The sequence below is a fragment of the Ammoniphilus resinae genome, assembly GCF_017873965.1.
GTDB lineage: Bacteria > Bacillota > Bacilli > Aneurinibacillales > RAOX-1 > Ammoniphilus_A > Ammoniphilus_A resinae.
Window position 1 is genome coordinate 108,466 of the sequence record NZ_JAGGKT010000011.1, and the last position, 18,223, is coordinate 126,688.

Below are 18,223 nucleotides of genomic sequence, written 5' to 3' on the forward strand. Positions count from 1 at the left end.
TCAGATCGAAGTCGTTTTAGACCTTCTTTGAACTTGTTTGACCCTCCGCAATGAAATAAACCAAAGAACAGCCATAAAGGGAACAAGCAGCCAAGTAAAATGTTTTTCGATGGAATAAATAAAAAAGTCGTAGAATCCATGTAGTAATACGGGGATGATCAAAGAGCACAATAAAAACCGTCGTTGTGCTGCTCTATTTTCATGAAACTTTCCTTTTCCCAAATAGTAACCCATGGTTACCCCAAACAAAGCGTGGCTTGAAACAGGTAAGAGGGCTCGTAATAGGGCTGTCTCAATGCCATAGGAATATAAGTAAAAAAAGTTCTCTAAGGTAGCAAAGCCAAGTGAAACGCCTACAGAATAGACAATTCCATCATACGGCTCGTCAAATTCCACATGCTTATAAACCAGATAATACACAACAAACCATTTGAAAAATTCTTCTATTAGTCCAGAAACAAAAAAGGATTTCCCAATCACGTTGAATTGAATTTCTTCTTGTAGCCCAAACTGTAAAACCATAACCGGGAACACTAAAAGGATCCCAGAAACAAAGGTTTTAATAACAAGGTGGAGCGGCTCTGTCTGGTATTTATCCTTTAAATAGAAATAGCTCAAAAGGGCAATTCCTGGTGCAATAGATGCGCCAATCGTGGCAATCATTTTCTATCCCCTTTTCTTATGCTCGGAAGTGAACATAAAAATAGATACGAATATCGTAACATGGTTTTTACGAATAGAGAATATAAGTACGGAAGGATTTATCTGGATGAGGAGATTTTGATTTTTTGGCATCTGTTGTAATGCAAGGAAAAGGGACAAAAGAGTACCCATGTAATTGCCTTTTGTTCCCCTTTTTCCCCTGTTTTTTATACCCATCCTCGAAAGCGTGCCGCCTCAGCCATCTTCTTGCTCCCAACCATATAAGCTGCGAGTCTCATATTTACTCGTCTGTTTTCGGCTGTCGTGTAAACATTATGGAAGGCCTTCACCATGACTTCGCGTAATCTACTTTCAACCTCTTCTTCTGACCAATAGTAGCCCTGGTTGTTCTGGACCCACTCAAAATAGGAAACTGTCACCCCTCCTGTACTTGCCAACACATCGGGAACAAGCAATGTTCCTTGCTCCGCAAGCATCTGGGCAGCCTCTAGATCGGTCGATCCATTCGCTGCCTCAACCACGATTTTCGCCTGAATTTGCTTTGCGTTTTCCATCGTAATTTGATTGGCAATAGCAGCTGGAATCAGAATATCACATTCCAGTTCTAACAATTCCTTATTGCTAATCGTCTTGTTAAAAAGTTTCGTTACAGTACCAAACGAATCTCTGCGGTCTAGAAGGTAATCAATATCAAGACCCTCCGGATCATAAATGCCGCCGTATGCATCCGAAATGGCTACGACCTTGGCCCCTTTGTCATTAAGGAACTTCGATAGAAAGCTGCCCGCACTACCAAAGCCCTGAACAACAACGTGTGCTCCGTTTAAATCGATACCTTTCTTTTTCGCCGCCTCTTCGATGCAGATGGTCACTCCTTTTGCAGTGGCGGACTCTCTTCCATGTGTACCGCCCAAGACCAGCGGTTTTCCGGTCGTAAATCCTGGGGATTCATTTCCCCGAATCCGGCTGTATTCATCCATCATCCAAGCCATGTATTGGGAATTGGTGTGGATTTCTGGAGCGGGAATATCCTTAGTAGGACCGATAACTTGACTGATGGCTTGAATATAAGCACGAGTTAATCGTTCTAGTTCACGAAATGACATTTCTCTCGGATCACAAACAATCCCGCCTTTTCCACCGCCAAAAGGCAAATCTACAATCCCGCATTTGAGACTCATCCATATCGCCAAGGCCTTTACTTCATCTTCCGTCACTTCGGGATGAAACCGAACACCGCCCAAAGTAGGACCCACGGCATCATTATGCTGGGCACGATATCCGGTAAAAACTTTTACCGTTCCATCATCCATTCTTACCGGCATCCGCACGCATAGAATGCGCACGGGATCTTTAAGCAGTTCATAGACATGCTCTGAATATCCCATTTTTTCCAATGCCTCTTTTATTGCATTTTGAGTGGAAGTCAGAACATCTAAATTTCCTGTGGGTGCCTGTGGTTTCGTTGCTACTCTTCTTTCTGCCATGATGACCACCTCAAGACATTTGGTTGATTAACGCTTTAAACAGGGTAAAACCAGAGTCAGACCCTAAAATAAAAAAAATAACCATTGTTGTTAAGTATACAACTTAACCAATCTGTTGAGAAGAACATTGAAATCTTCCGCTGTGGCACAACCTTCCCCTATTGTATCCAAAATTCTCATTTCCCTTCTCAACCGTCCTAGCTTCGAAGGGATTGCTTCCTTCATTTCCTAGAGACAGACCTGTTCACTGGCTTTTCTGGCACCACAAAAACCGGGCAATAGAAGTTGCCCGGTTTTACATCTAGTCTATTTAAAATGGTGGCAAATGGTCTGTATAGCATGATCTCTAATTACAAGTTTCCCATACTCTGCCAGAACATATTTTGTTACTGTCGAAGCCACTCCGTATTCGGACAAAATGGCGATGATGCCGTTATACAATTGCTGGTTCTCCATATCCACTTCGTCTAAGAGAAAATAGTATTTATCGTTATATAAGTATATGCTTCCGCCATCTTCTAAATTTAGTTGAACTCGATGACAGGCTTCTATTAAGTGTTCCATGTCTTGAAAATAATAAATAACATCTTCACTCTCTTCAAGAGTGACTTCCATTTCGTAAATATCATCTTCATAGTCCCCATCATCATCGCCTGAGGGCTGGCTCTTACCCCGTGTTACAATAACAACCATCCCTTGGGCTGGCATGGCAAACACTTCAACAGCCACAGGTCCCATGACTTCGAACCCTAATTCATGATAAGCCTGCTCCATCATGTCATTAAACAAATCATGGACCTTAGGTATATCACGCCATATATCTTCTTTCTCTATCCCTCTCTCATGTAGATCATCGAATGTTAGGAAAATCCTTATTTTATCTTGACTTAGGCGTTCAACGCGCATGCACGACCCTCCTCTGCCAATCCCTTAGTACTATAGGTTATGAAGAAAGGCTCCGATATGTTCTAGATGCATATCTATTAATTTGTTTTATGATACCACGTCCGACTCCATTGAACAACATAAAAAGCTTATGGGTAAAAAGAAGTTTAGTACAATTATACCACGCTTTTAGCTGCATTCTCACGCAGGATTTAGGCAATCCCAATAAAAAGGGTCTTTAAGTTGTTTGGCGGAAAATTGCCCTCAGCTTTTTTTGCCTTCGCATTGCAAACAGTTGCCTCGTTCCATCATAGGCTGAAAACAAAAATACGATAATTAAAGAGGGAAAGAAATGCTTACTGAAGAAAACAAAGACTAATAGGGAAGCCAACAGCATTGTAAGAATTCCCTCTAGGCGACTACCCTGATGAATATTCCCATAACGAAAAACGATTTTCACACTTTGTTTCAGCACATGGCGAAGAATCAAATAAGCCCCCAAAAAGAGAATGGCTGATAGAAAAACGTGAAAAGGCCGGAAAACCAAATAAGTAATCCATTGATCCGCCATACTTAGTGACGATTGGAGGGGGGGGATGACCTTTTCTGAGGCTAGGACCAAAAACCAGGATAGGACTAGCAAAATCAAGTTTAGAAAAAATATTTCTCTCCCCTCCCAATCCCCTTTTCTTCATGAAACACATAGTGTCTGAAAGATGTTCCTTTTTACTATATGACCGAAAAAAATAAAATATGAAAAGGGATTCATTCCCTTTAATGACAGAAAAAAAGAAAAGGACTATCCTATTTTATTTTAGGACAACCCTTTTCATTGATTTTATAGATAATCGTTTTCGTGCTTTGCTTTTAGCTTTCTCCAGCGTCTTTCCACTTCCTGGCGGAATTGATCAAGTGTTTCTGCATATTCAGGCTTGGTTAGATGCTTTGTCTTACCCATAGAATTTACCCATTCGATAACATCTACACGCTTTCCTTTTTCTTCAGGATCATAGGTAATGGTTGTAACGCCATTTTCCACCTCATAAATAGGGAAGAAGCAGGTATTCGTAGCTGTTTCGATAATTTTCGTTCCTTGTTCGTCTGGGGACTTCCAGTTTAATGGGCAAGCAATGAGGATTTTCCCGTAAACTGTCCCCACATTTTGTGCATACCATTGCGCCTTTGCGGCTTTTTTCAATAAATCTTGCGGGTATGCTTCACTACCTGTGAAAACATAAGGAATATTCGTTGACGCCATAATCTGTGCTGTATCCTTGTGATGGAATACCTTTCCACCCTGTTTCTTGCCGACATTGGAAGTTGTCGTCATATGACCAAGTGGTGTTGAATAAGACATTTGGCTTCCTGTATTCATATACCCCTCATTGTCATATTCCAACATAATCATTTTATGATTACGCAGCGCCGCACCAATTGCTGATCCCATACCAATGTCCATTCCACCGTCACCAGTAACCATAACAAAGGTAAAATCATCTGCTACTTGAATTTCACCGCGTCGTTTTAATTCATAGAATGCCTCAACCATACCGGATAAAGTAGCTCCACCGTTTTGGAAGAGGTTATGGATGTAGGATTGTTTATGCGAACTGTATGGATAACCTGTCGTTACAACCATCGCGCAACCCGTTTGGAACAGGGCAACAATATCCCCCTCGATTCCTTTGAAGAACAATTCAAGTCCCGGGAAGATTCCGCAGCCCGGACATGCTCCGTGTCCTGGTGCAATTCGCTTTGGCTTTCCAGTTAAACTACGTAAAGGAGGAATTCTTACGTTTAATTTTCCAGTTTCCTCATTTTGGGTTACCTTGATTAAACCGCTCTTAAAGGCATCTCCGTGCAAAGGCTTTAATACACGTCTTGGCTTTAGTTCACCTTTCCCAGGTGTTTGGCCATAGTAATCAAATGGCTTTTCTACGAATCCTTTTTCTACTGCTTCCAAACCTAGTTCAAAGAACTTCTCGGCATCGCTAGCGTAAAAGTCTTTCCCACCCACACCGAAAATCCGGCTAATGACCATCGCATTATTGTGATCACTTTGTAGTGCTGATTTGATTTCATGGGTCATATTGGCACCGTGGCCGCCGTAAGAGTCGGCACGCTCACCAATAACGAGAGCTTTTACGTTTTTCAGTGCCTTTTGAATATCTTCCACAGGGAATGGGCGAATCATATTCGGGCTAATTACCCCTACCTTTTTCCCTTTCTGTCTTAATTTATCTACTACATCCTTTGCTGTTTCAGCCGCTGAGTTTAAAACAAATACAGCAACTTCGGCGTCATCCATTTGATACAAATCAAGGATTGGGTATTCACGACCAGATAATTCAGCGTATTCCTTGGCGATTTGCTTGAATACGTCATAAGAGCGGTACATTGCTTCAGACTGCTGGTAGTTATTATTGATCAGGTCCGGATCATTCATATAAGGTCCAATCGTTACAGGGTTCTCTGGATCAAGCGCAAATTGGAATTCCCGCGGCTGTGGTCCGATGAAATCCTGAACGACTTTTGAATCTGAAAAATATTGTACTCTGCGTTTCTGGTGGGAAGTAAAGAACCCGTCGTATACCACCAAAACTGGAAGACGAATCTCGCTGTGCTCTGCTAATTTCAGAGCCATAATATTCATATCATAAACGGCTTGTGGTGTTCTCGCCATCAAAATTGGCCAACCGATATTTAAACCGTAATACAAGTCAGAGTGGTCACCACGAATATCTAGTGGTCCGCTGATGGCACGAGTAACTAGGTTCATAACCATCGGAAAACGGGTTCCAGATTGTACAGGCAGCTGTTCAAGCATGTATAGGAATCCGTTTGCAGATGTGGCATTAAATACCCGCGCCCCTGCAGCGGCGGCACCGTAACAGGATCCAGCTGAACCGTGTTCCCCATCCGTTGGGATGAGCACGATGTCATGCTCACCTTTCGACTTCATGGCATCCAAAAATTGGGCCACTTCGGTCGAAGGGGTGATTGGGAAATATCCCATAATATGATAGTTGATTTGTGCTGCAGCCATGGCAGCCATTTCATTTCCGGATTCAAAAACCAGGCTCTGTTCTGGTTTTGTTTGTTGTAGATTTACCTTTTCTTTTTCAAAATCGATCGCCATCTATTTTCATCCTCCATTCCCCAATTACTTAAGCCATTATAAATTTGTGAGGAACACGTTGCTCATCCGCATAGCCTTGCTCTTCCCTTAATTCTGTAAGGGCTGAGGTCGGGCAGATGACTACGCATTTCAAACAACCTTTGCAATATTGGTAGTCGATTCCCTGCAGGAACATTGTTGGGCGTCCCTTTTTGTCTGCTCCTTCTTCCCATACAAAGCACATATCAGGGCACACATTATCACAGGCTGCGCAGTGAATACATTTGCTGTCATGGAATTCAGGCAGAAAACCTTGGCGGGATCCGCTTAAATCTTTAAGAATACTGTTTCCGGGGTTGGTAATCATCCCTCCCAAAGGTTGTGTTTCATAACCCAAGGTTGGCTCCGGACGTTCAAAGGGTCGCTGTTCAGCATCCTTCGGCGCTTCATATACCTGGAAGGTAACTTCCTGATATCCCCGTTCAAAGGTCCGAATATTAGGTTCGACAAAGTGTGGATATTTCTTTTCGAAGGTTTTTCGAATGACCTCCTTCATTGCTTCAGCATCTAAGAAGTCACAAACTCTAAATAGAGCTCCTAACATCGCGGTATTAATTTTCGTCTTTTCCTCGAGGGCAATTGATAAGGCATCCACTACACAAAGAACACCATATTCAAGCTTCAGATCTTTTTTTACTTCTTCAAAGCTTCTGGTCGTGTTGACCAATACGATACTGTCAGGGTGAATTCCACTAAGTACATCTACTGTTTTATACAAAGCCTCATGGAAAACCCCTACAACATGAGGTCTTTCGATTGGACTATGGTCACGCACCTGAACATCTGAATCACAGAATCGAACAAATGATTTAACCGGGGATCCCTTCTTCTCGGAACCATAAGATGAAAAGTTCATCCCATTCAGCCCAAGCCCCATTACGCCAGCTTCCGCAAGCATTTTCCCTGCTAGGTTGGCACCAAGACCACCGATTGACTCTAAGCGAATTTCAAAAAAACCAAGTTCATTTTGCTTGGGTAAAATCGACATCTACTTTCCTCCTTGCTCTTTTCAATTCAAGTGTTTCTACTATTAGCACAGTGGAAACACGAATCTCTATTATGAATTTTCAATCAAATAACCTTATGATAAATTATAACAGATAGTTTTTACCATGACAACAGATTTCTTGAATGCGTTTTACCTTCAGTAAAATCACCTAATCTGGTTAAGAAACAACACGATACACTGCTATGCAACAGGGATTTTCCTGTTATAACACAAGGAGGACAACCCGTTCCTCGTGGAACGAAGTAGTCGAGTCCGTTTAATGAAATAATAAAAACCGGCGCGAGCGCCGGTTTCTTTGGTTTGCAGGATCTTTTCTTTTCCGTTATTGAGGGTGATTGGACTTTTCTCTAATTCCCCTCATTTAAAAAAGCTCTCGGCATCCAAAATACGATACTGATACCCCTGTTCAACTAGAAACGTCTGTCTTTTCTGCGAAAATTCCTCTTCTTTACTTTCCTTTGTCACGATAGAATAAAAATGGGATTGATTGGAGCCAGTTTTCGGGCGTAGGATTCTGCCTAAGCGCTGTGCCTCCTCTTGCCTTGAGCCAAAGGTTCCGGAAATTTGCAGGGCGACGTTAGCATCTGGTAAATCCACGGCAAAGTTGGCTACCTTGGAGACAATCAATTGTTTCACATCTTTCTTGCGAAAAGCTTCATAGAGCTGGTCCCTTAGTCCTTGTGGAGTTTTCCCAGTGATTAAAGGGATTTGCAGATCATCGGCGATTGCCTGCAGCTGTTCAACGTATTGTCCAATGATCAAGATTTGGTCATCTTTGTGCCTACTAACAATCTCTTTGATAATCTTCTTTTTCTCAGGGTTTTCCGCTGCAACCCTGAATTTTTGTCGGTTTGTGCTGTATATGTACTCTTCTCGAAGTGGGAAGGGCATGCTTACACGGATTTCTGAACATTGTGCCTTGGCAATCCAACCACTTTTCTCAAGGTCCTTCCAGGGAATATCGTATTTTTTAGGTCCTACGAGGGTGAATACTTCCTCTTCACAACCATCCTCACGAACCAAGGTTGCGGTTAATCCCAGTCGGCGCTTCGCCTGGATATCAGCCGTCATCCGAAAAACCGGGGCAGGAAGTAGGTGCACCTCATCGTATATGATTAGCCCCCAATTTCGTTGATTAAACAGATTAATATGCTTATAGTCCCCATCTTTTTGATCACGGTAAGTTAACATTTGGTAGGTTGTGACTGTAATGGGCTTAACTTCTTTAGCTGCTGCGGTATATTCCCCCACTTCGTCCACACCAAGATTTGTTCGCTGTTGTAATTCCTTGATCCATTGCCTAACGGAAGTAACATTAGATGTTAAAACCAATGTTTCCATCCCTATTTTGGCCATGGACGCTATGGCGATCACTGTTTTTCCAGCCCCACAAGGAAGAACCAGTACGCCATTCCCGCCATATACTGAACCGTCTACATAGTAAGCATCCACAGCCTGCTGTTGATATAGCCGTAATTCTGTATTTTCAAGTCGAATAGATAATGGGGTTCCTTCCAAGTAACCTGCTAGATCCTGTACAGGATATCCTAAGCGAATCAATTCCGTTTTTAGCGTCCCTCTTGACGAAGGGAGGATTTCTACCTCATATTCCGTTCTTTCTTCGCCCAGAAATCTTCGAATATCCCGATAGGCAAGAATCTCCTGTAGCACAAAGGTAGAACTTGATTCTAGCCAAAGTTTCTCGTTCCTCTTCACAAGTTTTAAAAGCCCATACCGCCCAGCGTATTCTCTAATTTCGTGCAACAGTGCTTCAGACACCCCAAATTTCGAAAAGCGAACCAATGCTGTACACATGTCACCAGCTTCCAATCCCGTTGCGGCTGCATTCCAGATGCTAAGTGAGGTGATTCGATAAGTATGTATGTATTCGGGGCTTTTCACCAATTCGGCAAAAGGAGATATCGCGTTCCTTGCTTCCTCAAATTTGGGGTTCAGGACTTCCAGTAAAAGTGTACGATCACTTTGAACAATGAGAGGATTTTTCGGCTTAATCTCCATTAAAAACTGTCTCCTTAGAATGAATGAATTTATTTAATAAGGATAGCATACCCATTAGGGGGTGGAAAACATTACGGAAGAAAATCTCTTTATCTCAAAAATGCTTAATCGCAAATCGGTTCCAGAGGTCGATGGAGAGTTCCAATATGAATTTGCAGTAGATATGGAATTTGTGCATGTGGAAGACAAGGAAGAGCAGGAGACATGAGCAAAGGCTTCTTACGAAGCCTTTGTCTCTGTTTTTATTGCATGAAAAGTTTGCGTTCTCTACGAGACATCTTCAAGAGAAGCTTTTTTTAACTGTTGAATGGAATTCGCTACTTCTAATGCCACCCCTTCATAATCCGAACTGTTTAAACGAAGGGGTTCACCAAAAATAATTCCGGCTTTTGCTCCCCATCCCCCTTTTAGACCATAAATATAGGTTGGGATTACTGGCGCCTTACTTTTTCCCACGATAAAACCAATTCCTTTCTTTGGCTCCAACATCGTTTCATCCTTAGCGCGCGTCCCTTCAATAAAAATAGAAAATATATGCCCTTTTTGAATCAATTGGAGTGTATGTTTCAGTGATCTCAAATCAGCACTCCCTCTCTTCACGGGAAAAGAGCCCATTTCCGTTATGATCCACGCGAAAAAACGATTTTTAAAAAGCTCCTCTTTTGCCATAATGAACATTTTTCTTGGGGTGTGAACCCCAACCAAAAGCGGATCCCAATTTGATGTGTGATTCATAGCCAAAATACAGCCGCCCTCAGGTATATGCTCGATCCCTTGGACTTGAATACGAAAACGAATTTTCAGAAACCAATAAACGATAAATCTGATGATTCTGTAAACCACTCTCAATCCTCCCCTACCCTTCCACAGAAGTCGGACCCCAGCCGAAATTTGTACAAAACTATAAATTCCCCCTTCAAAACGGTTCTTCAAAATAAAGGGTAGTTTACTTTATGACAAATCACGATTGGAGTCCGACCCCAATTGTTGTATTTTACTTTCCTCCCGCAGTTTGGTCAATCAGGAAAAATTGAACAGCTAATTCGGTGGAAACGGAACTTCAATAATTGATCCAGATACTAGTTCTGTTGGATTTTTCAGTTTGTTGTGCTTGGCCAAAAAAGTGGCGAATTTTCCAGTATGATAGTAGGCAAGGGAAATCCGATACAATGTCTCCCCTACACCAACCTTATGTTTCATTACTTTTGTATACACTGGTGGTTTCTCCACGGGTTTTGACTCTTCGGCAGCAAGTTGTGACTCCTCGACAGTAGGCATGACCGTAGAATTAACAGTTACCGCATCGGCTTTTTCCACCTGGACGGGCTCTATGACAGGTTTAGGTTCGGTCTGTTTCTTCTCAGCCTCCTCAATATCTAGAGGTTTAGGTTCTGGGGCAGCAACGGGTTCAACCATTGTTGTTTGATTCTGTCCAAACCCAGCAAAGAAATCCTGGTCAATAAACCACCAGATCCCACCAACAAGTAATAGGAGTCCCATGGTGATAGGGATCCCCGATTTTAAAGAGGGAAGGGAAAAAGCAGAACGCCTTGCTTTACTATGAACCTTGCGTCTTGGAGGAATTCCTGCGATTACTTCTTCATCCTCAACATCTTTCTGGTTTATTAATTCTTCTTTTTTCGAATGCTTTATATCTTTTCCTCTTAAGCGTTTTCTTATTTCCATCGTTCACTCTACCTTACCTATGTTTGTTATTAACTACTTCCACATTCAACACCTTTTTCCTTCCTTTTTTGAAGAGTTAGGATTGAGGAATGCCAAAAAAGTGAAAAAGCTTTTTTATCGGTTAAATTTTCGATCGCTGTTTAAAATAAAGTTGTACTTAAAAAGCTTCAATCAAAACTCTTCTGAAGGAGATGTGTCCTCACTTAGAAGAAGCTTTCCCTTTGGACAACAATTCATGTAAAGCAGAACACAAATTGATGTAGTTCAAAGGGTATTAATTGCTGTCATACCAACAGGAAATTTCATTCACTTTAACATTGTATTCGTAAAACTTACCTATGCGGTAAAAATCTTCATAGTTCATCTTGATATTTTTCTATGTTATGACTAAAATGTAAGATGTATTGGGCAAAATAAAACATTACTTAATTAGTATGGAAGGTCTTTCACTTTACTTTCCAAATTATTTTCAAACAATCTGAGGAGGTTTTTCTAATGGCAAAATATACTTGGGTGGATAAGGAAACCTGTATTGCCTGTGGTGCTTGTGGGGCTACAGCGCCAGATATTTATGATTACGATGATGAAGGAATCGCTTTTGTAACACTTGACGATAACGAGGGAATCGTAGAAATTCCAGAAATTCTTTGGGATGATATGAACGATGCGGCAGATGGTTGCCCAACTGATTCTATCAAAGTTTCTGACGAGCCTAAGTAGTATTTTGATAGAGCATAGAGTATATAAAAGAAAAAAAGACCTCTTTGGTCTTTTTTCTTTTTAAATCCCATTTTAAGAAGCTTTTTTTAATATCCAGAATTCCATTGATAGCTAGGGCGGTAAGTTCCAGTCATATTAAAACTGTTATTAAAGTATCGATCTAGAATCTTCTGTGTTTCCCACTGCTGATCAGTCATCCCGCCATAAGGTACATTGGAGTTTGATGGGGTAGATGACGGTGAAGTCTGTGTCTGTGTATTTGGACTCGGCAGCAGAATTCGATCCTTTCCGACCGTTATCTCCATTTTTGACGCATCGTAATTCACCTTTTCCCCTAATGCCTCCGAAATAAATCGAAGGGGAACCATTGTCTTGCCTTTTATGATCTTCCCAGGTACATCGAGTGATTTTACTTGGCCGTTTACAAAAGCTTGCTGCATTCCTATTGTAAATTTGATCGTTCTAGTTTCTTTTACTGCGGAAATGGTTCTGGTTTTCTCATCCCACTCCACTGATACCCCGAGCATTTCAAATAACTCACGAAGAGGAACCAGGAACCTCCCGTTTTCATTAACAGGATTTGTTTTAAAGACAAAAATCCCTCCCGTTGCTGCAGGAACATCCCATGAATTTTCACTTGGGAGTGTTGCCTCTTCACTCCAGTGACTAGTTGAACGAGGTGTATCTGCCCACTGCTCGGTATATTGTGGTTCAGTCCACTGTTCAGTATATTGTGGTTCAGTCCATTGCTTCGTGTAGGATTCGGCTGATTCAGCGGTTACATGAAAATCATACGTATCGTTGACTGTGACCTTCTTTGCTTTGGCATTATAGTTCATCGAACCACCGGCGAACTTGATGATAATGTCAATGGGGACAATCGTCAGGTTTCCTTTCTCCTGAACTGCTTTAGGCAGTGTAAAGGAATCCATCTTTTCAGTTTGGATATTAAACTGCACATATTTGTTTAGACCGGGGAAAAAGTAAAGAATTTCCTTTTCCCCCTTGAGCACCGCAATTCCCTTTGGGTCATCCAAAGGCAAAGTGACGAGGCCAAGGTAACCTGCGATTTCCTCTACAGGCGCATAAATCACTCCATTCTCGATCACGGGATCCACTGTAAATGATAGGGACTCCCCCAATTCCTCTTGATTCGTGGTCTCAGCTTCAGTCCATAATTCAGTTGTTTCCGCTTCAATCCATTGTTCTGTAGTTTCCGGCTCCGACCAGACTGAGGTGTTTGATGTTGTTGTGACAGATGTTTGGTTCTGCGCTATACCATCCTTGCAGTACCACCCCTCCCCTAACGAGAACTTGGCATCTTCACAGCCCAATGCTTTAACCTCATCGTATGTCTTATAGAAAATCTTTGCGGAACTGGATGGAGACTGAGTTGAAGTCTGCTCAGTGTAGAGCACATCCGACCAAATTTCCGCCGCCATGGTTGACGGAACAACCGTAAATAAAAAAGCCAGGGATAATGATAAAATTCTTCTCATCTATAGACCACCTTCATGAAAGAGTTTGACTTCATTATACTAATCAGCTTCTTACAGTCCTCTTACAGGACACCAGTATTTAAATATCTAAAAAACAAGGGATTCAAATATCAAACCAACTCGTGTAAGATGTTCTTAAAAACAGTAATTTCTAAAGAGGAACAGCAATGGAAGAATGGTATGCACTCTATCTGAATGAAAGCCTGGCCCCATTTCAAAAATATTTGCAAACGAAACTTAATCAATATGGAATAGAGGGAAATGATATTGGGTTCGCTCGTGCTCTTTCCCATCTTGGATGCATAGAAATCTATGAAGCCAATGAATTTGCTGTGCAAATTATTCATAGACAAATAAGTGACGAGTACAAGGAAGGGATCCTTGTCGGGGCGGATCCGCGAATCCTGGCTGGGTACGCAAGATTTCTCGCCCTCCATTCCGTTTTTCACGGCCAATATAGCGAGGCAGAGGCCTTCTATCGTGCGGCAAAGATGTATTATCAAAGTTTGGACTTCTTTGAAGACGAAGTTCTCATGCTGCAAGAAGCAAGCTATTGGTATGATCTGCTCACAGGGAATTGGGAAGAAGCCTTTGCGGTACTGGCACGCCTAGAGCAGATTAATCAATGGAAACCAAACACCTTTCATCTGGAGATCGAATGTTTGCGGTTTAGTTTAAGCGTCTACCAGGAGGGCTTCACACGCGAACTAAAAATGAATTTGCCAAATGACTGTGATCTGCGCGTAGTATTTTTCGTAGCTTCACGAATAAAATTTCTGGCAGGTTTATTGCTAGAGACATTGAATCAAGAAAAAGCCCATCATCATTTCATCGAAAAAATTGAATTATCTCTGCTTCATATCGTGTCCGCTTTCCAGCGAAAGGAATGGAGTCAAGTTGCAAAGTTGTTTGCTGAAAACCAAGGAAGAATCCGCTTATGGAAGCACCCATGGTACGTGCAGTTCATACAGTATTTAAATCAATTTTCTCTATCCGAACATGCCAAAGACCTGTCCCTGCTTTTCGACAAAACCGGGGACACTTTCCCATGGGATCGATCATTTTACAAGTACATAAGCGAACTGTCTCAATCTAAGCAACATGTAAGAAAATTTTCTTTCAGCTTGTTCCATCACTTTTCTATACAATACGGGGACGCTCCATTAAAAATTTCGGGTTGGGGGAGAAGAAAGGCACCCGAGTTGCTATTATGTTTGCTCATCCAACCCGATCACCAATTATCCAAAGAGCAAATGATCGAGTTATTATTCCAAACGGATGATTTTCTGAAGGCATCCAATCATCTACATGTCATCATCCATCAACTGAATCGCACCTTCCAGAAAATCATGGATAGTAAAGTCGATGATTTTAAAATGGTTCAAGTCACCCAAGGAGTGATTCATCTAGATAAGGAATGGCTCGGAGAAATCGATCTCAAACATTATAAAGAACTAATCGAGGCAGGAAATAAAGAATGGCTGCAAAACCCGAAAGAAGCTGTGATAATTTATGAACAAGCAAGGAAAATTTACCATCCAACTTTTCTCCCGGAATATCTCTATATTGATTGGCTCAACGATTATCGCGAGGAGTTAAAGGGAACTTTTTACCAGTTGATGCAAAAGCTAATCCAATATTATCAGAGGAAAGAGGATTCATCTTCGGTTTGCTTCTTATATGAAGAATTGATTGCCCATAACAGCGAGGAGGAAGAGCATTATCAAAAATACATTTCCTATTTACTGCAAATACAGGAGCATTCCAGTGCAAAACATTGGTATGGCCTATATAAAAACATGATGAAAAAAGAATGGGGGGCTACACCCACCTATACCTTGCAACAACTGGCGGGAGAGATCTTAAAATGAAATTCAGCAAACTCTTCGTGCCCTTATTTTTTTTATACCTTGGTATCGCTCTTTTCGGTGCGTTGATCATTACTCTGGGAAATCTCTATATCAACGGTTCCACCATTGCAAAGCTTTTAAAATACAATTTAAAAGCGATTGCGGTTCAAGTTCTGTTTTTACTCGTTCTTTTTCAAATCTTTTCGTTGGTCCGCCTGAAAACAATATGGAAGCCCAAGCATTCGGAACAAGTAAAGGATTCGTTGATCTGGCAGCGACTATTATACTTCCCTTCCGAGACGTTTTGGTCGATGGTCATATTCGGACTCCTTGCCGGTCCCCTTTTTCACATTTTTGATTTGCTCCTAAGGAGACGCTCTATAGCGATGCTAACCCAATGGGAATGGCTGTCACAAATTAAAAGTTTCTTTTATGAACAGGCTATTGTGCTTATGCTAGCCATCCTCTTGTACACGTTTATTCGCCGTTTACTGCGTCCTTATATTTTACAGCTCCCGGTTGAAACAATGAAAGAAATGAAACCAAGAACGCTTGTTTATCATTTTGCCATTATTTTTTCTTCACTCTTTCTCGTGTCTTTATTTAGCATTTTGTGGTACATCTTCAACAGGAGCTTACAAGGGAAATCCATTGATTTGTGGGTTTTACTCGCGATAACCGGGTTTATCACGTTATTCTCCTGTTCCATCTTCACGGTTCATGTACTGGAATTCCGTCGGGAAATCCGCATCTTTATCGATCGAATTTATTCACTATTAAATAGTGAAAGGAAATCGATCCATGCCAAGATTCCCGTCATGTCTCGGGATGAAACGGGACAACTTAGCCTCGTTTTTAATCGTTTACAAGAACGCATCCAGCATGAATATGAAGATATTGAAAGAGATTTGCAATTGGCGAATGCCGTTCAGCAAAAATTACTCCCTTCGCCCTATGCGACCTTTGAACACTTCCAAGTAGCTGCTTCATTCCAACCGTACAAAGAAATTGGCGGGGATTTCTACGATCTCATCCAATTTAGCCCGCAGCGTTTTGCATTCGTCATTGGAGATGTCTCAGGGAAAGGGATGCCCGCAGCGCTTGTGATGTCTGCCACCCTCGTTTTACTGCGGACTGAAATTAAACGCGGTGGAACACCCGCAGAAATTTTGGAAAGAGTTAACAAAGAACTGGAAGAAATCGTACAGGGAGAAATGTTTGTCACCTTGGGCCTTGGGATGATTGATACCCAAAATAAGAATTTGAGATACGCTAGTGCAGGTCATCTGGCTCCCTATCTTGTCCGGAACGGGCAACCCCAGCCACTGAAAGTATCTTCCCTGCCATTAGGGATTGATCCAGATGAAATTTATAGGGAAGAAGAGGTATCACTTTTGGACGGGGACACCCTTGTTCTGTATACTGATGGATTAATTGAAAATTTCTCGTTAAAAGATTACTCTACAGGATTCGATGCCCTTGAATCCTGGATTAAGCAATGGGACCCTGGACTTTCCATTGAAGACAAGCTGCAGCTACTGCTTGCTCAAAGGGCACTTATGCAGAGCCAAGGTACAGAGGATGATTGTACTGTACTGCTTATCGGCTGTGGCAAGGTGGTGAAAACTAATGAACATCCAAAGCCAATTTGGTGAAGAAAAACATGTGATCAAGCAATTGGATCTTTATTTATCACAAGGGGCCCTTCAGGAAGATGAATATTATGATATTCGAACAGCGGTGACAGAGGCCTGCCTAAACGCCATGGAGCATGGAAATCAATTACAGAATCTTCTCCCCGTCAAGATACATTTCGAGTGGCTGGAATCTCGTCTCATCATTATCGTGAAGGATTGCGGTAAAGGTTTTGGGAGAATTCCTACAAACAGGGAGGATGACCGCGGATGGGGGCTGGCTTTTATTCAACATCTAATGGATTATTGCACTTACTACATCGATTTAACAGACCGATGTTTTTGTATGCATATGGAAAAGGAGCTCAAAAATAAACATCAACCGGAGGGCTTGTAATGGATAAACAAGTGGAACTTCAGATCCAGGCCAAATTAAATAAAGGGGTCTATCTGGTACAATTAACAGGAGATATTACAAAAAAGTCAGGCAAACAGCTTTTAGATTGGCATCATTGGGAAGCGGGGCTACCTGGACAAAGCAAAAGGCTGGTTCTTGATTTTGGGCGGGTAAATTATATTAATAGCGCTGGGATTGGGGACTTAATCCGTCTTGTTCGAATGGGTAAAGATGGTCTGTACCAAAGCGGTTGCTTCGGCTTGAACTATCATTATGAAAAATTATTTCATATGGTTGGTTTGACGAGATGGCTTACTATCTATCCCAGTGAATGGGCTGCATTGGATACAGAAACGGAAGTGGGATAATTTACCCCTCTTCCGTTTTATTATAGGACATATAGACCCCAAGCAATCAATCCACCAGAAAGAGAGCTCAAAAAATTCACCAAATCATTCGTCATCCAAGGGTATCCTCGATAGAAATCCGCTTTATGCCCACAATGTAACGCTTTCTCTGTTATTTTCCCACATTGTTTACAAATATTGATTTTTTGTACCGTAGCCCCTAACAAACTATCTACCAAGGCTCCAATAAACCCTGCCATTGTGCCAATCCAAATGATCGAAGGGGATTCCATGTGGCCTTCCATTCTCATCCAGATAAAGCCTAATAGACTGATTAATCCAGCAGCACATAGGGAAGCAAACAGTCCCAGTCGGGATACGCCCCCCGATGTCCCCTTCTCTACTCTTTTCCAGGTTAAAATATGTCTTGGCGCACGACGGTTCAATACCCCTATCTCGGTTGCCCAAGTGTCCGCATTCACGGTTGCAATGGTTCCGAGATAAAACACCATATAAGGTAAGGGGTCGGCAGACAGAAAGGAAAAGATCACAAGAACCCCACCGAGACCACCGTTTGCTAAAACCTGTAAAGCATCTCTACATCCTGTCTTGGCAAATAATTCCTCCACTTCTCTTTTTCGCTCCTTTTTAAAATGGGAGAACAAACTGGAAGAAATAAAAAAAACAAGAAGGAGCCCATACCAGAACAGGGACCCAAACATAAAAATGAGGGTGCCGATCCCTATAGCAGCGATAGCACCGCTAAATGACAAGGATTTGCGAAGGTAAGCTATGATCGATATTAGTCCACTTAAAAAAAGCCCCCAAGCAAATGAAATTCCCATTGCA

16 protein-coding genes are annotated in these 18,223 nt (G+C 41.8%); 5 read left to right on the forward strand and 11 right to left on the reverse strand.

The window, feature by feature from the left end; all coding sequences use genetic code 11:
• The 9 genes from prsW to J2Z37_RS17060 all read right to left on the reverse strand — a co-directional run bounded on the left by prsW (position 1) and on the right by J2Z37_RS17060 (position 10,927).
• On the reverse strand, positions 1-663 hold the full coding sequence (gene prsW, locus J2Z37_RS17020) for a glutamic-type intramembrane protease PrsW (protein WP_209811493.1): 663 nt from the start codon (positions 661-663) through the stop codon (positions 1-3).
• A gap of 206 nt (positions 664-869) precedes the next feature.
• Positions 870-2,150 carry a Glu/Leu/Phe/Val family dehydrogenase gene (locus J2Z37_RS17025; protein WP_209811494.1) on the reverse strand — a complete coding sequence of 427 codons (1,281 nt, stop codon included), beginning with the start codon at positions 2,148-2,150 and terminating at the stop codon, positions 870-872.
• Positions 2,151-2,456: 306 nt separating this feature from the next.
• Positions 2,457-3,056, reverse strand: coding sequence for a genetic competence negative regulator (locus J2Z37_RS17030; RefSeq protein WP_209811495.1), 600 nt, complete (start codon positions 3,054-3,056; stop codon positions 2,457-2,459).
• A gap of 217 nt (positions 3,057-3,273) precedes the next feature.
• Complete coding sequence (locus tag J2Z37_RS17035) at positions 3,274-3,606, reverse strand: hypothetical protein (RefSeq protein WP_209811496.1); 333 nt, start codon at positions 3,604-3,606, stop codon at positions 3,274-3,276.
• 267 nt (positions 3,607-3,873) lie between these two features.
• Positions 3,874-6,174, reverse strand: a complete 2,301-nt coding sequence (locus J2Z37_RS17040) for a thiamine pyrophosphate-dependent enzyme (RefSeq protein ID WP_209811497.1) — start codon at positions 6,172-6,174, stop codon at positions 3,874-3,876.
• Positions 6,175-6,202: 28 nt separating this feature from the next.
• Entirely contained in the window at positions 6,203-7,201 is a 999-nt protein-coding gene (locus J2Z37_RS17045) for a 2-oxoacid:acceptor oxidoreductase family protein (RefSeq protein WP_209811498.1), read from the reverse strand.
• A 378-nt stretch (positions 7,202-7,579) separates the two neighbouring features.
• Positions 7,580-9,241: a DNA repair helicase XPB gene (locus tag J2Z37_RS17050; protein ID WP_209811499.1), complete on the reverse strand. Its 1,662-nt coding sequence runs from the start codon at positions 9,239-9,241 to the stop codon at positions 7,580-7,582.
• A 267-nt stretch (positions 9,242-9,508) separates the two neighbouring features.
• Positions 9,509-10,084, reverse strand: coding sequence for a lysophospholipid acyltransferase family protein (locus J2Z37_RS17055; RefSeq protein WP_209811500.1), 576 nt, complete (start codon positions 10,082-10,084; stop codon positions 9,509-9,511).
• Positions 10,085-10,279: 195 nt separating this feature from the next.
• Positions 10,280-10,927 carry a hypothetical protein gene (locus J2Z37_RS17060; RefSeq protein WP_209811501.1) on the reverse strand — a complete coding sequence of 216 codons (648 nt, stop codon included), beginning with the start codon at positions 10,925-10,927 and terminating at the stop codon, positions 10,280-10,282.
• Between the two features lie 495 nt (positions 10,928-11,422).
• Here J2Z37_RS17060 and J2Z37_RS17065 point away from each other — a divergent pair, with 495 nt between their 5' ends.
• Positions 11,423-11,647: a ferredoxin gene (locus J2Z37_RS17065; protein WP_209811502.1), complete on the forward strand. Its 225-nt coding sequence runs from the start codon at positions 11,423-11,425 to the stop codon at positions 11,645-11,647.
• An 86-nt stretch (positions 11,648-11,733) separates the two neighbouring features.
• Here the strand turns inward: J2Z37_RS17065 and J2Z37_RS17070 are convergent, their stop codons facing one another.
• Positions 11,734-13,146 carry a copper amine oxidase N-terminal domain-containing protein gene (locus J2Z37_RS17070; RefSeq protein ID WP_209811503.1) on the reverse strand — a complete coding sequence of 471 codons (1,413 nt, stop codon included), beginning with the start codon at positions 13,144-13,146 and terminating at the stop codon, positions 11,734-11,736.
• A gap of 167 nt (positions 13,147-13,313) precedes the next feature.
• Between J2Z37_RS17070 and J2Z37_RS17075 the strand changes: the two genes are divergently transcribed.
• From J2Z37_RS17075 to J2Z37_RS17090, 4 genes are read left to right on the forward strand one after another with little or no spacing between them, the layout of a single operon-like run.
• Entirely contained in the window at positions 13,314-15,017 is a 1,704-nt protein-coding gene (locus tag J2Z37_RS17075; protein WP_209811504.1) for a bacterial transcriptional activator domain-containing protein, read from the forward strand.
• On the forward strand, positions 15,014-16,651 hold the full coding sequence (locus J2Z37_RS17080) for a PP2C family protein-serine/threonine phosphatase (protein ID WP_209811505.1): 1,638 nt from the start codon (positions 15,014-15,016) through the stop codon (positions 16,649-16,651). The genes J2Z37_RS17075 and J2Z37_RS17080 overlap by 4 nt, the downstream gene beginning before the upstream one ends.
• On the forward strand, positions 16,626-17,027 hold the full coding sequence (locus tag J2Z37_RS17085) for an ATP-binding protein (protein WP_209811506.1): 402 nt from the start codon (positions 16,626-16,628) through the stop codon (positions 17,025-17,027). The genes J2Z37_RS17080 and J2Z37_RS17085 overlap by 26 nt, the downstream gene beginning before the upstream one ends.
• A complete protein-coding gene (locus J2Z37_RS17090; protein ID WP_209811507.1) occupies positions 17,027-17,395 on the forward strand; it encodes an STAS domain-containing protein in 369 nt (122 codons plus the stop codon). Before J2Z37_RS17085 ends, J2Z37_RS17090 begins: the two co-directional genes overlap by 1 nt.
• Before the next feature lie 20 nt (positions 17,396-17,415).
• On the opposite strand, the gene J2Z37_RS17095 is transcribed toward J2Z37_RS17090, so the two are convergent.
• Positions 17,416-18,219, reverse strand: a complete 804-nt coding sequence (locus tag J2Z37_RS17095; protein ID WP_209811508.1) for a DUF92 domain-containing protein — start codon at positions 18,217-18,219, stop codon at positions 17,416-17,418.
• Positions 18,220-18,223: the final 4 nt, after the last annotated feature.